We start from the raw sequence: 21,469 nt of genomic DNA, 5'->3' as shown, positions 1-21,469 counted from the left end.
ATTTACCGTAACAGGAAAAAGTCGGTCTTCGAGGCAGACGACCCGCGCTAAATCCGATTGTCTTTGCAACTGGCACGCGTGGGGAGACTGGAGGCGTCGGGTGGGGCGCCGGAGTCGGAACCGGACAGAGTCATGAATTCGCGCGTATCGTGGAGTGTTGACGGTATCGATCCATCCGTCAGGGAGCGGGCCGAAGCTGCTGCGCGCCGTGCCGGCATGTCACTCAACGATTGGCTGAACTCCACGCTCGGCGAGACTGCCCCGCCGAACTTTCGCGGGCCTTACGAGCAGCCGCGCCAGGAGCAGCGTCCCGATCCGCGCGCCGCACAAATGCAGAGCCAAGGATTTAGCCAGGAGAGTCGCGAAGTCGCCGACATCCATCAGCGGCTCGACGCGATCACCCAGCAGATCGAACGGATTTCAAAGCCCGCCGCGCCTCGCCAAGGTGAGAGACAGGACTCTTCTCGTGAAAGAGACGTCTCGCGCGAGCAGGGCGTAGCGCGCCAGCTCAACGATGCGATATCGCGGCTCGATGCGCGGCTGTCGCAGATCTCGCGGCCCCAGCAACCGCAGCCGCAGCAGCCTCCGTCGCCGCGCCCGGCTCCTGCGCCCTCCCCCGTTGAAACGCGCCATCGCCAGACCGATGCGGTCGAGCGCGCGGCAGCGCAGGTCTATCGCAACTCGCCTCCGCTGAGCCCGGCGTCGTTCGACGTCGCCGTTGCCGAGATCACCGCACGGCAGAGCGAGCTTGACGGATTCGCACCGCGGCAGGTGCCGCCGCGCGCCGCGCCGTCGATCGCACCCTCCGCGGCTCCCTACGCGCCTCCGATGGCGCCCATGGCACCGCCCGCGCCTGCCTATGCTCCGCCGCCACCGCAGGCAGGCCCGGATTTCTCCTCGCTTGAGCGCCATCTGCTCAAGATCACGAGCCAGATCGAATCGCTGCAGCGTCCCGACCATACCGAGCAGGCGATCAACGGCTTCCGCGCCGAGCTCGCCGAGATCCGCAACGCCATCACCGAGGCGATGCCGCGCCGCGCGATCGAATCGATCGAGAACGAGATCCGCTCGCTGCACCGTCGCATCGACGAGACCCGCTCCAACGGCACCGACGGCCAGGTGCTGTCAGGCATCGAGCGCGCCCTGTCCGATATCAAGCAGGTGCTGCGCACGCTGACCCCGGCCGAGCAGCTCACCGGATATGACGAGGCGATCCGCAATCTCGGCGCCAAGCTCGACCTGATCCTGCGCGCCAATGACGATCCGTCGACGGTGCGCCAGCTCGAAGGCGCGATCTCCGCGCTGCGCGGCATCGTCTCCAACGTCGCCTCCAACGAAGCACTGGCACGCCTCTCCGAGGACGTGCAGCTGTTGTCGTCCAAGGTCGACCAGGTCAATCGCGCCCCGGACCGCGGCGACAGCTTTGCGGTGCTGGAGCAGCGCATCGCCGCGCTCACCGCCGCGCTGGAAACGCGCGAGCGGCCGCAACCCGCCGAGAGCACCGAACATCTGGAAGCCGCGATCCGCGCGCTGTCCGACCGTTTCGACCGCATGCAGGTCGGCAACGACTCCGCCTCCACCTTTGCGCATCTCGAGCAGCGCGTCTCCTATCTCCTGGAGCGGATCGAGGCCACCTCGGATCAGCGCGGCGGCAATTTCAGCCGCGTCGAGGACGGACTGCACGATATCCTCAGGCATCTTGAGCGCCAGCAGGCGACCTATTCCGCGCTCGCGGAGAGCCGCAATTCGGCGCCGCCGCCCGATTCCGGCATGGTCGATCTCGTCAAGCGCGAGCTCTCCGACATCCGCTTCAGCCAGGCCGAGACCAACCGCAGCACCCAGGATTCGCTGGAGGCCGTGCACAACACGCTCGGCCATGTCGTCGATCGCCTCGCCATGATCGAGGGCGATCTGCGCGCGGTGCGATCAGCACCGCCGGCCCCTGCGCCGATGCCGATGGCTGCGCCCATGCCAGCGCCCATGCCGATGGCGGCTCAGCTCGAGCCGGCGCCGATGGCGCGCGAGCAATGGCAGCCACAGCCGCCGCAACCGAAATTCGATCCAAAGCCCGAGCTGCCGAATCCCGCCGCCCAGCAGCACGCGCATTCCGGCTTCGTCGCCGCGCCGCGCGAATTCCACGCCGCCGCGCCCGCAGCGCCGCCGCCGGTGCCGATGGCACAGCAAGCTACACCGCCTTTGCCGCCGCGGGCGATCAGCGAGATCCTCGAGCCGCACACGGCGCCGGCGCGCAACGCGATCGCGCCCGAACTGCCGCCGGATCATCCGCTCGAACCCGGCACGCGTCCGAGCGGCCGTCCCGCCACGCCGTCCGAGCGCATTGCCGCGTCCGAAAGCGCGATCAGCGAAATCCCGGCCGCACCGAAAGAGCCGGTGTCGTCGTCGAGCTTCATCGCAGCCGCGCGCCGCGCCGCGCAAGCTGCCGCCGCGCAGCCGCCCGAGAAGCCCGCCCGCGGCGTCAAGGCCGCGATCGCAGCGCGCACCAAGGACAAGGCTCAAGGAAAAGCACAGGCCGCAGGTTCGGAAGGCGGCTCGACCATCACGTCGAAAATCCGCTCGCTGCTGGTCGGCGCCAGCGTGGTCGTGATCGTGCTCGGCACTTTCAAGATGGCGATGAACCTGCTCGACGGCGGCAGCCCGCCGCCGGCGCCGCAGGCGATGGAAAATACGAGCCAACCGGCACCACAAGCGCCGCCGCCGGCCGAGAGCAAGCCCGCCGCGCCCGAGCAGGTCACCCCATCGATGACCTCGCCGACGCCGATCGGCAAGCAGTCCCTGAACAATGCTGCGCCAGCGAACTCCAGCAGCACGGCTTCGGTCGAAATTCCCGCGCCCGCTGCGGCAGCCTCGCCGGCTGCGGCGAACAGCGACGTCACCGGCGCGCTGTCGGGCGCGAGCCGTGCGCGGCTCGGTGTCGTCCAGATCCCGCCGAGCGAGAAGCTGCCTGACGGCATCGCCGGTCCCGCCCTGCGCGTCGCTGCAATGAAGGGCGATGCGACGGCGGCCTATGAGATCGGCGTGCGCTTTGCCGAGGGCAAGGGCGTGCCTGCAAATTACGACGAAGCCGCGAAGTGGTACGACCGCGCATCGCAGGCCGGCGTGGTGCCCGCGACCTTCCGCCTCGGCACGCTCTATGAAAAGGGCCTCGGCGTGAAGAAGGACGCCGACATCGCTCGCCGCTACTACACGCAAGCCGCCGAGCGCGGCAACGCGAAGGCGATGCACAATCTCGCGGTGCTCGATGCCGACGGCGGCGGACGCGGCGCCAACTACAAGAGCGCGGCGCAGTGGTTCCGGAAAGCCGCCGATCGCGGTGTCGCCGACAGCCAGTTCAACCTCGGCATCCTCTATGCGCGCGGCATCGGCGTGGAGCAGAACCTGGCCGAATCCTACAAATGGTTCACCCTCGCCGCCGGGCAGGGCGACGCGGACGCGGCGACCAAGCGCGACGACGTCGCCAAGCGTCTCGACCCGCAATCGCTCGCCGCCGCCAAGCTCGCGATCCAGACCTTCAGCGCCGAGCCGCAGCCCGACGACGCCGTCAACGTCCAGACGCCCGCCGGCGGCTGGGACAGCGCCCCGCAAGCAACCGCAAAGCCCGCGCCGAAGCCGGTCGCGACGAAGAAATCAGCGTCAGCGGCGCATTGAGCGCGGACAAGTTAACCAAAGAGCGTCCGCATTCTCCTTCGTCGTCGCCCGGCTTGACCGGGCGACCCAGTATTCCAGAGACGCTCGTCAGATAGCTCGCTCTCACAACAACCGCCGCGGCGTACTGGATACCCCGGTCAAGCCGGGGCATGACAGCGGAGCAAGATCACGGCGCCTCGATCACTGTCGGCACGCCGGGCTCCAGCAGCCTCAGCCGCGGTCCGAATCCCAGCACATCAAACGTCTTGCGCAAATCCTCGCCGTTCTGGCGGAAATGCGCCCAGCCTTCGGTGTGCACGGGCACGATCATGGCATCGGGAAAAGCGCGCGCGGTTTCGATGGTGTCGTTGGTGTCCATGGTGAGATGGAACGGGCCGCGAGTCTGCGCGGCGCCGGCGAAGGGCATCACCACACCGCATTTGAAGCGGCGCGCGACTTCGGCGACGCCGTCAAACCAGGTGGTGTCGCCGCTGATATAGACGGGACGTGTATCCTTGCGGCTCGACTGCACCACGAAACCGATGACGTCGCCCGACAGCGGCTCGATGCCGGCAGGACCGTGACGCGCCGGCGTCGCGGTGATGGTCAGCGTGTTGCCGTCGTCGTCCTTCAGATGCGCGGTCGCCCAGGGCGCGAGGCCTTCGACATCGCCCCCGAGGCGTTTTGCGCCAGCCTCCGTGGTCAGCGCGCGCGGCGCTTTGAGCACAAATTCGCGGCCGGAGGTGTCGAGATTGTCCGAATGCTGGTCGTGGCTGAGCAGCACGGCATCGATGGGGCCGATCGCATCGGCCTTCATCGCCGGGCCGACGGTCTTCTCCAGCTTTACATGCGGCAATTGATAAGCGCCGGGCGCATCGAAGGTGGGATCGGTGAGCAGGCGAAAGCCGTCGATCTCTATCAAGGCGGTGGGACCGCCGATCAGGGTGATGGAAACGGGCATGGGAACTCCTCTTACGCGGCGGGCTTTGCGGGACGCGTCACCAGGTAAATGCCGAGCGCCACCGGAATGATCCCCAGCAGATCGCGCGCCTCGACATGTTCGCCGAGCACGATGAAGGCGAACAGCATGCCGAGCGGCGGCATCAGGAAATGATAGGCACTGGCCGCGGTCGCGCCACACACTTTCAGGAGATGAAACCAGAGCCAGTAAGCGAGGATCGAGCCGCCGAGCACGAGGAACGCGAAGGCGCCGATCAGGCTTGGGGTGACATCGATGGCGTGGACATCCGCGAAGGTCAGCGCGACCGGCGTCAGCACGATGCCGGCCGCGAGATTCTGCACGCCGTTGCCAATCCACAGGCTTCCCTTCGGCGCGAGCAGCTTGAACAGGATGGTGCCGGCGACGATGGAGGCGAGCGAGGCCAGCGTGAAGAGGATGCCGTGCAACGAATCGGTGCCGACCGAGAGCCGGTGCCAGACAATCAGGGTGACGCCGATGATGCCGAGCAACAGGCCGCTGGCCTTGCGCCAGGTCATGCCCTCGCCAAGCAGCAGCGCAGCAAGTGCGGCGGTGAACACCGGATTGGCCGAGACGATCAGGCCGCCGAGGCCGGCGGAGACCGATTGCAGGCCGGTGTAACCGAGCCCGAGATAGAGCGCGTTGTTGGCAATCCCGAGCACGGCGAAGATCACCGCATCGCGCCACGACAACGACCAGTCGCCGCGGATAGAAGTGGTACCGAGGATCAAAATGCCGGCGAGCGAGAAGCGCGCGGCGAGCAGGATCAACGGCGGGCAATGGGTGACGCCGATCTTGCCGGCGACGAAGGCATAGCTCCAGAGCAGGCAGAACAGGCCGATGGCGAGCGGCAGGGTGTTGAACCGGCTCCGGGGAGCGGGAAGCGAAGTGGCGAGGGACATGAGGCATTCTCGGATGTTTTTCTTCTGGCCCCGATCTAGGCACCCCGCTTGCCATTTGGAAATTAAATGATTAACTCGAAATCAGTGGATTTTCGAATGAGGCCATCCATGCTCGATCTGGAGCTTCTGCGCAGCTTCGTCTCGGTGGTCGAGGCCGGCGGCTTCACCCGCGCCAGCGAGCGCGTTCACCGCACGCAATCGACGGTCAGCCAGCAGATCAAGCGGCTGGAGGAAGATGTCGGCCAGGTGCTGCTGCACCGGGACGGCAAGGACGTGCGCCCGACCGAGGCCGGCGAGCGGCTGCTCTCCTATGCGCGGCGATTGCTGGCGCTAGCGGAAGAAGCGCGCGACGTGTTGCGCGAGCCCGACGGCGGCGCAGTCCGGCTCGGCATTCCCGAAGATTTCGCGGCGTACCGTCTGGCAAAATTGCTGGGCGCGTTCGCACGCTCGCATCCGAACCTGCGGCTCGACGTGCGCGCCGACCAGAGCAAGAACCTCGCCCGCGACCTCGAACGCGGCGAGCTCGATCTCGCGCTGTTCAAGCGCGAGGCCGGCGGCAAGGATGCGATCGCGGTGTGGCCGGAGGAGGTGCACTGGGTCACCAGCAAAAGCCATCCCGTCGACGTCAACCTGCCGTCAGTGCCGCTGATCGGCTTTCCGCTCGGCTGCCTCTACCGCGCCGGCGCCATCCACGCGCTGGAAAGCGCCGGCCGCGCCTGGCACATGTCCTACATGTCGTCGAGCCTCGCCGGCATCCAGGCCGCCGTCGCTGCCGGCATGGGGCTGAGCATTTTGTCCGAGATGTCGATTCAATCGGATCACCGCGTCCTGACGGCGAAGGACGGCTTCGCGCCGATCAACAAGACCGAGGTGGCGCTGATGGCCGCGCCGAATGCAAGCTCCGCGACGCTGCGGCTGGCGGATCGCTTGGCGGAGTTTTGCGAGGACGTGCAGGCGAAGGCGGCGTAGGCGCCACGAGGTCGGTGCGTTCCCTCCCCCCTTGTGGGGGAGGGAACGCAGTTGTGCGAGTCGCGAGAGTCGTAACCCAAATGAGGAGCGCGGCCCTCAGTAACACCTTGACGCCGCATGCACGCGGCGATCGCCGAGCAAATGCGCGACGGGCCGGCGGTAAGGCGCGCAAGCCTCTAGCCTATCCTCAAGCGGTGAGCGCGCCGTAGTTCCACCGCTCGGTCCACCAGGGCCGCGCCGTGGGGACGAAATGCCAATTGACTCGTCCCTAAGTTGCAGAGCAAAATTTACTCACCGGCGCAACCCGCCGATCCCCAGACGTCCATTGCATGTCGACAAATTTCATTTGGGAGACGCAAGTGAGGACGCTCAAGCTCGCAGCCCATGACATGCGCCACGCCGTGCGCGACAAACTGTTTCGTAACAACCAGCCCATGGCGGTCAATCTGCGCTATGCACTGTACCATGCAGAAGCTCGCAGACACTGGAAGCCGAGGGGCATTGGGTCGTCGGACGCGGCGCTTGCGAAGGAGTTCAGCGAGAATGGCTATCTCGCCCTACCTCCGGCCGCGGCCTTCAACGGCAGCGACGTGGCGCACCAGACAGATGAGCTCTTGGCGAAGCCAGCGAATTGCCACACGCTGATGGACGGTGCGTTCCGACTGATCGACGGCATCGAGCGCCTGCCATCGGTCATGAATGTGTTTGACGCGCAGCTCGAGCACGTGCTCGAAAGCTACTTCCAGTCGCACTTCAAGAATTTCGGCGTCTATTTCTACAGGATCGTGCCGACGCCGACGAAGCCGCAGTCGAGCTTCCTCTGGCATCTGGACAATTGTCCGGGTCCCGAGATCAAGCTGATGGTCTATCTCGACGACGTCACCAACGACACGGGCGCTTTCCGGCTCAAGAAAAAGGCGCTGACCGACCAGCTGCGGTCCAAGGGCTTCCGCAATCGCAACCAGATCCAGCGCGTCCAGGCCGACCTGGAGAACGGCGCGACCACGGAAATCATCGAAGGGCCGCCCGGCACGCGCATCCTGTTCGAGAACGGGAAGGTGCTGCACAAGGCTACGTCCCCGCTGCGCGAACATCGCGACGTCGTGTCGTTCGTGATCCTTCCGTCGGACATCCCGTGGCGGGTTCATTTCGCCCGTCACCGGCACCTCGTCTCGACCAACGCCGGCGCGTGCGTCGACCCTTGGACCGACAAGCCGGAACAGGTGGGCTACGACTGATGAGGCAGTGAGCGCGCCGTAGTTTTTCCAGCGCCTGGCGATCCGCCCATCTGCTCGGCTGACCCACCCTACGAGAGCGCGGCCCTTAGTAACACCTTGACGCGGCGATCGCGTGCACGCGGCGGTCGCCGAGGAGATGCGCGACAAAGCCGTTTCTCGGAAAGATCTTCGCAAACGCGGCGTCGCGGATGCTCAGCCCGCCGGCATAGGCGCCGAAGGCGGGCATCACGGCGCGCAGGCCGTCGCTGGCGAAACACCGCCGCTCCATCGAACGGCCGCGCGCGGAGACGCGGGCCTTGGGGTGGAGATGGCCGGCGATCTCGCCAGGCGCACCTGATGGTTCGTGGCGGAAGGTGATCGGTCCAATAGCGACTTCGTCGGCGATGGTGCCGCCGAGATCGCGCGGCAGCATCGGATCGTGATTGCCTGAGATCCAGATCCAGTCGCGCCCGGTTTGGAGCGCGGCGACGGCGGCGCGGTCGTCGGCCGAGAGGCGCTCGTGCGCGGAACGATCGTGAAAACTGTCGCCGAGCGCGATGACCGTCCTGGGATTATGGCGGGAGATGACAGCAGCGAGACGGCTGAGCGTTGCCAGCGTGTCGTAAGGCGGCAGCAGCACGCCGCGCGTGGCGAAGCTGGACCCTTTTTCGAGATGCAGATCGGAGACGACGAGCAGGTTCTGCTCGTCCCAGAACAGCGCGCCGGAGAGATCGGCGGCGAAGGTCACATCGCTGATGCTGACCCTGGATACGCGCATGTCCCCGTCATCTCCTGAAACCAGCGCACCCACCGTCACGTCAAAACCTGCTCTATCCCATCGCTTCCTTGACCAGCTCGTTGGCGGCTTCCGCCAACAGCTCGTCTGCAGCTTCGCCATAAACTGACTCGCGGCCGATTTCCAGCATCACGGGGACGGCGAGCGGGGAGACATGATCGAGTTCCCGGTGGGTGATGCGGCCCTGGATGCGCATCAGCATGTCGCTCAGGCGGCGCAGATCGAGCAGGCCGGTGGCAGCATCCGCGCGCGCGGCGCGCAGCAGCACGTGGTCGGCCTGGTGCTTTCGCAGCACATCGTAGACGAGGTCGGTCGAGAACAGCACCTGGCGACGACTCTTCTCTTCGCCGGTGTGGCGGCGCGCGATCAGGCCGGAGATGATCGCGCAATTGCGGAAGGTGCGCTTCATCAGCGCGGATTCGGCGAGCCAGGCCTCGAGGTCATCACCGAGCATATCAGGATTGAACAGCGCGTTGAGATCGATGCGGCCATCCCTGATCATGGAGGAGAGATCGCCAAGCCCCCAGATCGCCACCGCATATTCGTTGGCGACGAAGCCGAGCGGCCGGGCGCGGGCGCGCTCCAGCCGGCGCGTCAGCAGCATGCCGAGGGTCTGGTGCGCGAGGCGGCCTTCGAAGGGATAGCAGACGATGTAATGCTTGTTGGCGCGCGGGAAGCTTTCGACCAGCAGCTCGCGCACGGCGGGCACTCGGCTGACGTCCTTTTGCAGCGACAGCCAGTCGCGCACCTGCTCCGGCAAGGCTTTCCACGCCCTGAAGTCATCGAGCAGACGGCGGACGCGTTCGGCGAGATAAGTCGAGAGCGGGAATTTTCCGCCCATATAGGACGGCACTTTCGGGTCCTTGTCATGCGCGCGCGAGACATAGACCTGATCCTCGACCAGGGTCTCGTAGCGCACAACCTCGCCTGAGAACACGAAGGTGTCGCCGGGCGAGAGTCCTTCGATGAAGGCCTCCTCGATCTCGCCGAGCAGACGGCCGCCACGCGCGATCACACCCGTGGAGCCGCGACCGCTACCGCGCGAACGCACCAGCCGCACTTTCAGCATATCGTCCTCGACGATGGTGCCGACATTCATCCGGTAGCTCTGCCGTACCTTTGGGTTGGCAACCCGCCAGCGTCCCTGCTTGTCCTGCTTGATGCGGGCGAAGCGCTCATAGGTCTTCAGCGCGTAACCGCCGGAAGCGACGAAATCGACGACGTCGTCGAAATCCTGCCGCGACAGGTCGGCGTAAGGCGCGGCGGTGCGAACCTCGGCATAGAGTTCATCGGAGAGGAACGGCTCGCCACAGGCGCAGCCGAGCACGTGCTGGGCCAGCACGTCGAGCGCGCCGGTGCGCAAGGGCGGCGTGTCCTGCGCATTCTCCGCGATGGCGTCGATGGCGACGCGGCACTCCAGCACCTCGAAGCGGTTTGCGGGCACCAGAACCGCGCGCGAGGCTTCATCGAGGCGGTGGTTGGCGCGGCCGATACGCTGCATCAGGCGCGAGGAACCCTTGGGCGCGCCGATATTGACGACGAGATCGACGTCGCCCCAGTCGACGCCGAGATCGAGCGAGGAGGTGCAGACCACGCCGCGCAGGCGCCCCGCCGACATCGCATCCTCGACCTTGCGACGCTGGGCGACGTCGAGCGAGCCGTGATGCAGCGCGATGGCAAGGCCGTCGTCGTTCATGCTCCAGAGATTCTGGAACAGCATCTCGGCCTGGCTGCGGGTGTTGACGAAAACCAGCGTGGTCTTGTTCTGCTTGATCAGCTCGTAGATTTCAGGGAGCGCGTGACGCGCGCTGTGGCCGGCCCAGGGCAACCGCTCGCGCGTGTCGAGCATCTCGACCTCCGGCGGCGCGGCGCCGCCGGCGACGACGATGTCGGCCGCTCGCTCCTTGCCCTCGGGCTGCGGCACCAGGAAGCGCGCGAGCTGGTCCGGCTCGGCCACGGTCGCCGACAGGCCGATCGCGCGCATCTGCGGCGCGAGGCGCCACAGCCGCGCAAGGCCGAGTGACAAGAGATCGCCGCGCTTCGACGTCACCAGCGCGTGCAGCTCGTCGAGCACGATGCGCTTGAGCGAGGAAAACAAAAACGGTGCGTCATCCGAGGAGAGCAGCAGCGCGAGCTGCTCGGGCGTGGTCAGCAGGACATCAGGCGGATAGCGCCGCTGTCGTTGGCGGCGCGACACCGGCGTGTCGCCGGTGCGGGTCTCGACCTTGATCGGCAGGTTCATCTCCGCGATCGGCCGCTCCAGATTGCGGGCGATGTCGACGGCGAGCGCTTTCAGCGGCGAGATGTAGAGGGTGTGCAGGCCGGCGCTGCGCTGTACGCTGCGGCCGGTGGAGACGACGGATTTCGCGGGAGAAGTCGGCGCAGTGCTCAATTCCACCAGCGTCGGCAAGAATCCCGCCAGCGTCTTGCCGGCGCCGGTCGGCGCGATCAGCAGTGCCGAACGGTCCTCGCGCGCCTTCGCCAGCAGCGCGAGCTGATGCTCGCGCGGCGACCAGCCGCGGGCCGCGAACCATTGCTGGAAGCGGTCGGGCAGCAGCGCGGCCGGCTCGGCCGGGATTTTGAGGATGCGGGGCGGCACGGCGTAAGAGGTAAGCCGTGGGACAGGGTTCGTCGAGGGGTGGGACTTCCTTCCCTCTCCCCGCCGGCGGGGAGAGGGAAGAGAGAGGAGCGCCTACTCCACCACCGGCTTGTCCGAGACCTCCCAGTCCTTGCCGTTGAAGACCTGGATGAACAGCGTCTTCATCGGCGTGTAGTCGTCGGGCGTGTAGCTGTAAGTGACGCCGTCGAGGAAGAAGGGCGAGTGGAAGCCGTTGAGGTTCGATGCCTGCTTCAGCACGTTGGCCCGCGTCAGCTCATCGCCGCAGCGGCGCAGGATCTCGCCCATGGTGACGGCCTGGCCGTAGCCGGCATAGGCGATGGTGTTGTCGGGCGCGATATTCGGCAGATATTTCTTGCGCAGCTCCTCGAACGCCATGGGGCCCGCATCCTTTTCCCAACGGCCGGGCCCGGCATCCTTCGCATAGCTGATCGAGACGATGTCCTTGGCATTTTCGAAGCCGGCGGCACTGAGGATGGATTTGCCGGTCGAGCCGGCCGAGAGCAGCTGCAGCGGCTTCCAGCCGAGTTCAGCCACTTTCCGGATCGACTGCGACGACGCCTTGCCGGTGGAGATGTTGTAGAAAACGTCGGCGCCGGATTTGGAGAGATTGATCAGCTGGGAATCGACCGTCGGATCGGTGAGATCGTAGGTCTGCTCCATGATCACCTGGGCAGTGCCGCCGGCATCGGCCAGCACCTTCTTGAAGGGCCCAAGGAAGTCGCGGCCGAAATCGTCGTTCTGGTAGAGGATGCCGATCTTGGCATTCGGCTTCACGCCAACGACATGCCGCGCCAGGATGCGCGCTTCGGTCGGATACAGCGGCAGGCCCGCCATCGTCCATTTGAACTCTTTCGGGTTATTCCACTTCGAGGCGCCGGTGTTGAGCAGCAGCTGCGGCACGCCCTTGGAGTTCAGATATTTGTGCACGGCGGTCTGCGGCGCTGTGCCGAGCGAGCCGTAGAGCGCCAGCACCTCCTCCTGCTCGACCAGGCGCCGCGTCGCCTCGACGCATTTCGGCGCGCTGTAGGCGTCGTCGAGCGTGAGGAAGTTGACCTTGCGTCCGTTGATGCCGCCGCCTTCGTTGAGCATCTGGAAATAGGCCTCGCCGACGCGCCCGAGCACGCCGTAGAGCGAGCCGGGGCCGGAATGCGGCACGGTCTGCCCGATCTTGATCTCGGTGTCGCTGGCGCCGGAATCGTATTTCTTCTCCGCGGCCCAGACGTAAGGCGCCGGCAGAACGGATGCGGCGATGGTGGCGAATGCGGCGGCGCTGACATCACGGCGCGATGGATTCTTGGTCATTGTTTTGTCTCTCTCCCTGGTGCGCGCATTGTGCTGGGAACGCAGCGCAGCTCGCAAGCAGGAAGTCGTCGGTTTGCGACGCAATGACGCTTAAATTGCCGGGCGTTTAGCGCCTAGACTCAAGTTTTCTCGGCGACGATGACGAGGCCGCGCACCGGCTCGTTGTTCTCGTTGCGCGGCGAGCACGGCTCCAGCGTGAGCAGCTTCAGCCCGGCCTTCGCAATCGCACCCCGCGCATATTCCGCCGAATGGGCATAGCGCAGGCCTTCGCCGAGCACGATGCCATCGCCGTCATGCGTCTCCAGCGTGAAGGCGAGCACGCCGCCGGAGACGAGCACGCGCTTGGCCTCGGTGAGCACAGGCGCGAGATCGGAGAGATAGACGAACGCATCCGCGGCAACGACGAGGTTCGCGCTTCCGTCGGGCTTGGTGCGCAGGCCCTCGATCATGTCGGCGACCTCGAGCTCGGCATAGAGCCCGGTGGCGCGCGCCTCCTTGATCATGCCTGATGACAGATCGATGCCGATGAAATGGTCGACCTGTTTTGCAAAAGCCGCCGCCGCAAGGCCAGTGCCGCAGCCGAGATCGATGGTGCGCTTGAAGAAGGCAGGCTTCTTGGCAGCGACGCGCGCGGCCAGCACGGCCTTGAAGATCACGCTAGGGGCGCGATAGCCGAGATCGTTGATCAGCGCGTGCTCGAAGCGCGGCGCGTATTGATCGAACAGCGCCTGCACATAGGCCTTGGGCATCTCCGCCATCTCGGCGTCACCGAGCCGCATCAAATGCAGGCCGGCGCCGTGCTGATCCTCGGGGTCGGATCGCCGCGCTTCTCGGAACGCCGCGATCGCCTTGTCGCGCTCGCCGAGCTGCTGGCGGATCTCGCCGAGCGTGAACCAGGCCGAGGTGAAATTTGGCGCGAGCTCGATCGCCTGCTCCAGGAGATCGGCGGCGGCGGGCAGATCGCCCTTGAGCTGGAGGTCGCGCGCGAACTCGAAACGGCGGTCGGCCATGAGATCGCCGGAGGTCAGGAACAGGCGGAGCGGCATTGGGAACCAGGTGATGACTCGAAGATGCGGTCGAGCGACCTATATAGCAGGGCATGCGCCCGCAAGACATCCTGCTGCCAACTGCTGACGGCCTGTGCTGCAAGCCCGGCGGCTTCCATATCGACCCTGTCCGCCCGGTCGAGCGTGCCTTGATCACCCACGGCCATTCCGACCACGCTCGCGCCGGTCATGGCGCCGTGCTGGCGACGCAGGAAACGCTCGACATGATGCGGCTGCGCTATGGCGAGAATTTTGCCGGATCGACGCAGGTCATCAGCTATGGCGAAGAGATCCGACTCGGCGATACCCGCGTGAAATTCCACCCCGCCGGCCATGTGCTCGGCTCGGCGCAGATCGCGGTCACCTGCAAGGACACCTGCATCGTCGCATCAGGCGACTACAAGGATGCGCCGGACCCCACCTGCGTCCCGTTCGAGCTGGTGCCCTGCGACGTCTTCATCACCGAGGCCACCTTTGGGCTGCCGGTGTTTCGCCATGGCGATGCGAGCGACGAGGTGAAAAAGCTGCTGGCCTCCGTCGCGCTGTTTCCCGAGCGCGCGCATCTCGTCGGCGCCTATTCGCTCGGCAAGGCCCAGCGCGTGATCGCACTGCTGCGCAAGGCCGGCTATGACGCGCCGATCTATCTGCATGGGGCGATGGAGAAGATCACCGAGTACTATCAGAGCCGCGGCATCGATCTCGGCGAGCTGCGGCCGGTGATGGGCATGAAGAAGGCGGCACTCGCCGGCACCATCACGCTGGCTCCGCCGTCGGCGACGTCGGATATCTGGGCCCGGCGCTTCCCCGACCCCGTCACTGCCTTCGCCTCGGGCTGGATGCGCGTGCGCGCCCGCGCGCGGCAGGGCGGTGTCGAACTGCCGCTGGTGATCTCCGATCATGCCGATTGGGACGGCCTCACCGCGACCATCGCGGCGACCGGCGCCGGCGAGATCTGGGTCACCCACGGTCAGGAAGATGCGCTGGTGCACTGGTGCAAGACGCAAGGCCTGCGCGCGCGGCCGCTCGATCTCGTCGGCTATGGCGAGGAAGAGGAGAGCGAGCCGCCAGCTCCAGGCGAGGCCGAAGCATGAACCGCTTCGCCGAGTTGCTCGACCGCCTCGCCTACGAGCCCGGCCGCAACAACAAGCTGCGGCTGCTGCAAGGCTATTTCCGCGAGGTCGGCGATCCCGACCGCGGCTACGCGCTGGCCGCACTCACCGGCGCGCTCAGCTTCAAGCACGCCAAGCCCGCGCTGATCCGCGACCTCATTGCCGCGCGCACCGATGAGGTGCTGTTTGGGCTGAGTTACGACTATGTCGGAGATCTCTCCGAGACGGTGGCGCTGATGTGGCCGAAGGCCGCGATGGCGGCCCACAACAACCCGCCTCCCCCTACCCTCACCGAGGTCGTCACCACGCTCCGCACGCTCGGCAAGAGCGAGCTGCCGAAGCAGCTCGAGCGCTGGCTCGACGAGCTGGATGAGACCGGCCGCTGGGCGCTGTTGAAACTCGTCACTGGCGCCATGCGCATTGGCATTTCCGCGCGTCTGGCCAAGACCGCGGCCGCCGCGCTCGGCGGCAAGGATCCGCATGAGGTCGAGCTGATCTGGCCGGGCCTCGCGCCACCCTATCTCGATCTGTTCGCCTGGCTGGAAGGCCGCGCGGAAAAGCCTGTCAATCGCGACCCCGCGCCGTTCCGCCCGGTCATGCTCGCGCATGCGATCGAGGACAGTGATTTCGCGAGCCTCGATCCCGCCGACTACATCGCCGAATGGAAATGGGACGGCATCCGCGTGCAGGCGGTCGCCGGCCGCGACGACCATGGGCACATCACTGCGCGGCTCTATTCGCGTACCGGCGAAGACATCACCGGCAGCTTTCCGGATCTGGTGCCGTCGCTGCGCCTGCCGGGCGCAATCGATGGCGAGCTGCTGATCCTGCGCGAAGGGCGCGTGCAGAGCTTCAACGTTCTGCAACAGCGGCTCAACCGCAAGATCGTCTCGCCAAAGCTGATCAAGGAATTTCCGATCCATCTGCGCGCCTATGATCTGCTCGGCGACGACGAGAACGATCTGCGCGAGCTGCCGTTTGCTGACCGGCGCGAGCGGCTGGAGACCTTCATCGCAAAGCTTGGCGACCCGCGCATCGATCTCTCACCCACCGTCCCCTTCGCAAGCTGGGACGCGCTCACTGCTGCCCGCGCCGATCCCGCGAGCGCCGGCGCGGGCGAGGATGCCGACGCCGTCGAGGGCGTGATGCTGAAGCGGCGCGATGCGCCCTATCTGCCGGGACGGCCGAAAGGCCAGTGGTGGAAGTGGAAGCGCGATCCGCACATCATCGACGCGGTGCTGATGTATGCGCAGCGCGGCCACGGCAAGCGCTCGTCCTACTACTCCGACTACACCTTCGGCGTCTGGACCGAGACCGAGAATGGCGACGAGCTGGTGCCGGTCGGCAAAGCCTATTTCGGCTTCACCGACGAGGAGCTGCTGCAGATCGACCGCTTCGTCCGCCGCAACACCACGGAAAAATTCGGCCCCGTCCGTCATGTCGTGCACGAAGCGGACAAGGGGCTGGTGCTGGAGGTCGCGTTCGAGGGCCTGCAGCGCTCGCCGCGGCACAAATCCGGCGTCGCCATGCGTTTTCCCCGCATCAGCCGCCTGCGCTGGGACAAGCCGCCGCGGGAGGCCGACCGGCTGGAGACGCTGGAAAAAATGCTGAAAGCGGACGAATCCCTACCAACAATTAAGGTTGCGGCGTCCGCCGACGGTCATTGACGGCCCATTGCGGGTTCCCCATGTCCCCCGCCGTGACCTATAATCGGGGCGAATCCCCACGAGGAGTTTGAGATGGTCCAAGACGTCAGAGATTTGCCGGCGGGCCACAGCGATGGCCTGCACCGCTTTCTCGGCGGCTCGCCGCTGGCGGTCGCGTTTCGCCTGGTGCTGCTCTCGATCCTGGTTGGCGTCGTGCTGGCGGCGATCGGCTTCGATCCGTGGAACATCCTCATCAGCATTCGCCTGCTGTTCCAGCGCATCTGGGATCTCGGCTTCGATGCCGTGAACTGGCTGTGGCGCTACTTCCTGCTCGGCGCCGTCATCGTGATCCCGATCTGGCTGCTGTCGCGCATCTTCGGTTCACCGCGACGCTAAGTCTGGCTCAGGAGGCTAGCGGCCGATGCAACTGCGTTTTGTCGGCTGCGGCGACGCCTTCGGCTCCGGTGGCAGGCTCAACACCTGCTTTCACGTCTCGGGGCGCGAAGCCAATTTCCTGATCGATTGCGGCGCGTCGGCTTTGCCGGCGCTGAAGCGGCTCGAGATCGAGCGCAACGAGATCGACCTCATCCTCATCACGCATTTCCACGGCGACCATTTTGCCGGGCTGCCGTTCTTTCTGCTCGACGCGCAATTCTCGCGGCGGACACGACCGCTGACGATCGCAGGCCCGCAAGGCATCGAGACACGGCTCGCCCAGGCGATGGAAGTGCTGTTCGAGCACTCCTCCAAGACCAAGCACCGTTTCGAGCTGAACCTGGTCGAACTCGTCCCCGGACAAAGCCAGAGCTTCGGCGCAGTCAATGTGACGCCTTACGCCGTCGTGCACGGCGAATCCGGCGGGCCGTTCCTCGCCTACCGAGTCGAGGCCGAGGGGCGCACGCTCGCCTACAGCGCCGACACCGAATGGACTGATACACTCATTCCGCTGGCGCATGGCGCGGACCTTTTCATCGCCGAGGCCTATATGTACGAGAAGGTGGTCAAGAACCATCTCAGCCTGAAGACCTTGGAACAGCATCTTCCTACCATTGGCGCCAAACGTCTCGTGCTCACCCATATGAGCGACGACGTGCTGTCGCGTCTCGACGCGATCGAGCATCTGGCGGCCGAAGACGGCATGGTGCTGGTGTTCTGACATGCACGCGCCCGTCCATCCCAGGGTCGGCTCCCGCCAGGTCTTCGCCATCGCCGGTCCCGCGATGGTCGCAAACCTCACCACGCCGCTGATCGGCGTGGTCTCGACCACTGCGATCGGCCGGCTCGACGATGCCGCTCTGCTTGGCGGTGTCGCGATGGCCTCTGTCATCTTCGACTGCCTGTTCTGGCTGTTCGGCTTCCTGCGCATGAGCACGCTCGCCTTCACCGCGCAGGCGCTCGGCGCCGGCGAGACGCGCGAAGAGACCGTGATCCTGGTGCGCGGCTTCATCGTCGCCGGCCTGATCGGCGGTGCGCTGATCGTGCTGCAACTGCCGCTGGCCGGCGTGCTGTTCGATCTGATGGGCGGCAGCGCGGGCGTGACGCACGCCGCAAAAACCTATTTCATGATCCGGATCTGGTCGTCGCCCTTCGCGTTCGCCAACTACGTCATCCTCGGCTGGCTGGTCGGACAGGCCCGCGCCAATCCGGCGCTCGCGGTCCAGGTCGTCATCAACCTCATCAACATGGCGGCGACGATCCTGCTGGTGCTGGTCTACGACACCGGCATCGCGGGTGCGGCGATCGCCGCGCTGCTGTCGGAGGGCATCGGCTTCGCCCTCGGCGTCATCGTCTGCCGGCGCTATGCCTATGGCGGCTTTGCCGTGCCCCGCGCGACGCTGTTCGACCGCGCCAAGCTGATGCGCCTCTTGGCGGTCAATTCCGACATCATGATCCGCACTGCGGCGCTGATCACCGTATTCCTGTTCTTCACCGCCAAGGGCGCGCGCGCCGGTGACGTGACGCTGGCCGCGAACTCCGTGCTCAACAATTTCCTGCTGGTCAGCGCGTTCTTCCTCGACGGCCTCGCCAATGCCGCCCAGCAGCTCTGCGGCCGCACTTTCGGCGCGCGCGATGCCAAGGGCTTTGCGGATTCGACCCGGCTGGTGCTGCTGTGGGGTCTCGGCTTCGCGCTGGTCGTCGCGGTGCTGTTCGCGCTGTTCGGGCCTGGTATCATCAACTTCATGACCGCGAGCGAGGATGTCCGCCGCGCGGCGCGCGAGTTCCTGCCGTTCATCGTGCTGGCGCCGATCCCCGGCGTGTTCGCGTTCGGCTTCGACGGCATCTATGTCGGTGCCACCTGGGCGCGCGAGATGCGCAATCTGATGCTGGCTTCGCTCGCGATCTTCCTAGGCGTGTGGTGGGCGCTGCAGTCGTTCGGCAATGCCGGACTGTGGTGCGCGCTGCTCGCGTTCTATGTCGCGCGCGGAGGGTTGCAGGGCGCGCGGTATCCGGCGCTGTACCGGGCGACGTTTTCTTCTCCTTCTCCCCGCTTGCGGGGACGAGACGAACAGAGCTCGCTCTGAGAAGGTCGGGATGAGGGGGAGTCTCCGCAAGGGCGGTGAGAGTTGGATTCGCGGAGAGTGCCCCTCACCCGGATTGCATCTTCGATGCAATCCGGCCTCTCCCCGCAGGCGGGGAGAGGCGAAGAAGCTAGATCCCCGGCCAGTCTTCCGCCGTCAGTGTCGCCGCATCGGCGCCGACAATTTCGGAGAGCGAGTCCCGACCCGTGCGCAGCAGCGTCGAGGTGAGATCGCGCTTGATCTCGTCGACGAGGCCGAGGCCCTTGTAGACCAGCGACGAATAGAGCTGGATCAGGCTCGCGCCGGCGCGGATCTTGGTCAGCGCCGCACCGCCGGAGTCTACCCCGCCGACGCCGATCAGCGGGAATGCGCCCTCGACGCGCACATAGGTCTCCGCGACCATGCGCGTCGACAGGCGGAACAGCGGCCGGCCGGACAGGCCGCCCTGCTCCTTCGCCCGCATCTCCTCGCGCAGCGTGCTCGGCCGCGCGATGGTCGTGTTGGACACGATCATGCCATCGACCTTGCGCGAGCGCGCGACCTGGACGACGTCGTCGAGCTGGGCGAGGCTCAGATCCGGCGCGATCTTCAGCAGCACCGGCGTATCGCCTGCCTTCTGCCTGACACGCTCGCGCGCGTCGATCACGCGTCCGAGCAGATCGTCGAGCAGCGCGCCCTCCTGCAGATTGCGCAGGCCCGGCGTGTTCGGCGAGGAGACGTTGACGGTGAAATAGCTGGCGACCGGCGCAAACGTTTCGATCAGCTTGACGTAGTCGGCGACGCGATCGGGCGAGTCCTTGTTGGCACCGACATTGACGCCGACGATGCCGCCATTCGCCGCGCGCGCGGCGAGCCGGCGCAGCACGGCTTCGGCGCCGTCATTGTTGAAGCCCATGCGGTTGATGACGGCCTCGTCGCGCTCGAGCCGAAACAGCCGCGGCCGCGGATTTCCCGCCTGCGGTTTCGGCGTCACCGAGCCGATCTCGACAAAGCCGAAGCCGAGCCGCAGCAACGCGTCGGGCACCTCCGCGCTCTTGTCGAAGCCCGCGGCCATGCCGATCGGGTTCGGGAAGTTGAGCCCGAAGGCGCGCACCGCAAGCTTGGGATCGTCGGTGCGCGGCTTCACCGGCGGCAGGAAGCGCAGGCCCTGGATGGCGAGGCGGTGCGCGTCCTCCGGATCGAGCCAGCGCAGCACCGGCAGTGAGAATGCATCGAAGGCGCGGATCACGGCGCAAGCTCCGGCGTGTCGTGGCCACCATCGGAGCGGATGCTGAGGTTCATCACCGCAAGCACGGCGCCGAGATCAAGCTCGCCATAGAGATGCGGAAACAGCTCGTCATTGCGCGAGCGCTCCCAGCGCAAGCCTGCGCCAAGCGCATCGCCGTCGACCTCGACCAGGAACAGCGCGCGCTGGCCGAAATAGTGCTTGCGCAGAGTCTCAGGCACCTGGCTCGCGGTCGAGAAATGGATGAATCCGTCGCGCACGTCGTCCGCGCTGCCCCGGTACACGCCCTGCCGTTCCGCTTCGCGCCAGGCCGAGGCCAGACAGATTTTGTAGATCTTGACCACCGCTTACCGGAGCCCTGTTTGCTCGCTGAGTCAGCTCTTTGACTCTCTTGGGGTTTTTCGTCTTGTACGGGTCTCAAAACCCGGCGCGACCGTAAAGGCCGCCCCTCCCGAACTCAAGACCTCAAGCCTTTTCCGCTCCGATTTCATCGGAACGGAGCTCTAGATTCTGGGTTTGACGCGTTTTCTGGACGCGAACCGCTATCCACTTCGCTTGAAAACGCTTTCCCCGACACCCCTTGCGCGAAAAACGGAAAACCGGTTGATTTGAGGATAGTTTTCCTGAGTTGCGACGGGCTGGACCTTCCATGGTCAAACAGGCCAAAGCGCAGAGGATGCTGACCCACGACCAGATCTGGGCCGCGCTGGACCGGCTGGCCGCGCGCGCCGGACTGTCGCCATCAGGTCTTGCCAAGCGGGCCGGGCTCGACCCCACCACCTTCAACAAGTCCAAGCGCGTCACCTCCGATGGCCGCGAGCGCTGGCCCTCCACCGAATCGATTGCGAAGGCACTGGCGGCCGCTGAAGCGTCGATCGAGATCTTTGCCAGGCTGATCGATGACGACAGGGGCGACGGCCGCACGATACCGCTGCTCGGCTTCGCGCAAGCCAGCGCGAACAGCGCGTTCGACGAGCAGGGCTCTCCGTCCGGCAAGGGCTGGAGCGAGATCGCGCTGCCGACCAGTGATGACATCAGCGCCTTTGCACTGGAGATTTCCGGGGACGCGCTGATGCCGGCCTATCGCAACGGCGACGTCATCCTGGTCTCGCCTGGCGCACCGGTCCGCAAGGGGGACCGTGTGGTGGTGAAGACGAAGGCGGGCGAGATGATGATAGCAACGCTGAAGCGCCGTACGGCGAAGGCGCTGGAGTTGCAGCCGCTCGATGCGACGCTAGGAGAACGGGCGATGGCGGCGGGGGATGTGGCGTGGGTCGCACGGATCGTATGGGCGAGCCAGTGAGGCGCAAGGCTGTCGCCCCGCATCCAGTGTCGTCCCGGCGAACGCCGGGACCCATAACCACGGGGAGAAGTTTTGCGAAGGGTAGGAGTTACGCGTTCTTCGGTACGAAGACCGCGATTCCGCGATAGATCACGCGGTATGGGTCCCGGCGTTCGCCGGGACGACAGCGGAGTGTGGAGCGGCGAGCAACT

Annotated in this window: 17 protein-coding genes; 9 read left to right on the top strand and 8 right to left on the bottom strand. The window is 66.0% G+C overall.

The genetic code is table 11. The features are described 5' to 3' along the window. Positions 1–132: 132 nt before the first annotated feature. Positions 133–3,666 carry an SEL1-like repeat protein gene (locus tag XI06_RS06005; RefSeq protein WP_271604824.1) on the top strand — a complete coding sequence of 1,178 codons (3,534 nt, stop codon included), beginning with the start codon at positions 133–135 and terminating at the stop codon, positions 3,664–3,666. A 166-nt stretch (positions 3,667–3,832) separates the two neighbouring features. Here XI06_RS06005 and XI06_RS06000 read toward each other — a convergent pair whose 3' ends face one another. Both XI06_RS06000 and XI06_RS05995 read right to left on the bottom strand, forming a co-directional pair. Continuing rightward, positions 3,833–4,606, bottom strand: coding sequence for an MBL fold metallo-hydrolase (locus tag XI06_RS06000; protein WP_237870806.1), 774 nt, complete (start codon positions 4,604–4,606; stop codon positions 3,833–3,835). Positions 4,607–4,617: 11 nt separating this feature from the next. After that, positions 4,618–5,526: a DMT family transporter gene (locus tag XI06_RS05995; RefSeq protein ID WP_271604823.1), complete on the bottom strand. Its 909-nt coding sequence runs from the start codon at positions 5,524–5,526 to the stop codon at positions 4,618–4,620. A gap of 108 nt (positions 5,527–5,634) precedes the next feature. Between XI06_RS05995 and XI06_RS05990 the strand changes: the two genes are divergently transcribed. Then, positions 5,635–6,495 (top strand): LysR family transcriptional regulator, encoded by an 861-nt coding sequence (locus XI06_RS05990; RefSeq protein ID WP_271604908.1) that lies wholly within the window; start codon positions 5,635–5,637, stop codon positions 6,493–6,495. A gap of 359 nt (positions 6,496–6,854) precedes the next feature. Next, complete coding sequence (locus tag XI06_RS05985) at positions 6,855–7,733, top strand: hypothetical protein (RefSeq protein ID WP_271604822.1); 879 nt, start codon at positions 6,855–6,857, stop codon at positions 7,731–7,733. Between the two features lie 85 nt (positions 7,734–7,818). Here the strand turns inward: XI06_RS05985 and pdeM are convergent, their stop codons facing one another. From pdeM to XI06_RS05965, 4 genes are all read right to left on the bottom strand, one after another. Beyond that, on the bottom strand, positions 7,819–8,490 hold the full coding sequence (gene pdeM, locus XI06_RS05980; RefSeq protein ID WP_271604821.1) for a ligase-associated DNA damage response endonuclease PdeM: 672 nt from the start codon (positions 8,488–8,490) through the stop codon (positions 7,819–7,821). Between the two features lie 52 nt (positions 8,491–8,542). Continuing rightward, complete coding sequence (locus XI06_RS05975) at positions 8,543–11,107, bottom strand: ligase-associated DNA damage response DEXH box helicase (protein ID WP_271604820.1); 2,565 nt, start codon at positions 11,105–11,107, stop codon at positions 8,543–8,545. Between the two features lie 93 nt (positions 11,108–11,200). After that, positions 11,201–12,430 carry an ABC transporter substrate-binding protein gene (locus XI06_RS05970; RefSeq protein ID WP_237864123.1) on the bottom strand — a complete coding sequence of 410 codons (1,230 nt, stop codon included), beginning with the start codon at positions 12,428–12,430 and terminating at the stop codon, positions 11,201–11,203. A gap of 119 nt (positions 12,431–12,549) precedes the next feature. Further along, entirely contained in the window at positions 12,550–13,476 is a 927-nt protein-coding gene (locus XI06_RS05965) for a class I SAM-dependent DNA methyltransferase (protein ID WP_237870796.1), read from the bottom strand. A 53-nt stretch (positions 13,477–13,529) separates the two neighbouring features. Here XI06_RS05965 and XI06_RS05960 point away from each other — a divergent pair, with 53 nt between their 5' ends. From XI06_RS05960 to XI06_RS05940, 5 genes are all read left to right on the top strand, one after another. Next, positions 13,530–14,567 carry a ligase-associated DNA damage response exonuclease gene (locus XI06_RS05960; RefSeq protein ID WP_271604819.1) on the top strand — a complete coding sequence of 346 codons (1,038 nt, stop codon included), beginning with the start codon at positions 13,530–13,532 and terminating at the stop codon, positions 14,565–14,567. After that, a complete protein-coding gene (locus XI06_RS05955; protein ID WP_271604818.1) occupies positions 14,564–16,252 on the top strand; it encodes an ATP-dependent DNA ligase in 1,689 nt (562 codons plus the stop codon). Before XI06_RS05960 ends, XI06_RS05955 begins: the two co-directional genes overlap by 4 nt. Before the next feature lie 72 nt (positions 16,253–16,324). Further along, on the top strand, positions 16,325–16,627 hold the full coding sequence (locus XI06_RS05950) for a DUF6460 domain-containing protein (RefSeq protein WP_212240614.1): 303 nt from the start codon (positions 16,325–16,327) through the stop codon (positions 16,625–16,627). A gap of 25 nt (positions 16,628–16,652) precedes the next feature. After that, entirely contained in the window at positions 16,653–17,387 is a 735-nt protein-coding gene (locus XI06_RS05945) for an MBL fold metallo-hydrolase (protein ID WP_237870790.1), read from the top strand. A gap of 1 nt (position 17,388) precedes the next feature. Continuing rightward, complete coding sequence (locus tag XI06_RS05940) at positions 17,389–18,753, top strand: MATE family efflux transporter (RefSeq protein WP_237870788.1); 1,365 nt, start codon at positions 17,389–17,391, stop codon at positions 18,751–18,753. Between the two features lie 127 nt (positions 18,754–18,880). Here XI06_RS05940 and XI06_RS05935 read toward each other — a convergent pair whose 3' ends face one another. Next, positions 18,881–19,978, bottom strand: a complete 1,098-nt coding sequence (locus XI06_RS05935; RefSeq protein WP_237864129.1) for a quinone-dependent dihydroorotate dehydrogenase — start codon at positions 19,976–19,978, stop codon at positions 18,881–18,883. Next, a complete protein-coding gene (locus XI06_RS05930) occupies positions 19,975–20,319 on the bottom strand; it encodes a DUF952 domain-containing protein (RefSeq protein ID WP_237864130.1) in 345 nt (114 codons plus the stop codon). The genes XI06_RS05935 and XI06_RS05930 overlap by 4 nt, the downstream gene beginning before the upstream one ends. A gap of 305 nt (positions 20,320–20,624) precedes the next feature. On the opposite strand from XI06_RS05930, the gene XI06_RS05925 reads away from it, so the two are divergent. Then, complete coding sequence (locus tag XI06_RS05925; RefSeq protein WP_237864131.1) at positions 20,625–21,278, top strand: S24 family peptidase; 654 nt, start codon at positions 20,625–20,627, stop codon at positions 21,276–21,278. Positions 21,279–21,469: the final 191 nt, after the last annotated feature.

Origin of the sequence: Bradyrhizobium sp. CCBAU 11434, from assembly GCF_028128895.1 — a bacterium.
Lineage (GTDB): Bacteria > Pseudomonadota > Alphaproteobacteria > Rhizobiales > Xanthobacteraceae > Bradyrhizobium > Bradyrhizobium zhengyangense.
This window is presented reverse-complemented; position numbering and strand designations above follow the sequence as displayed.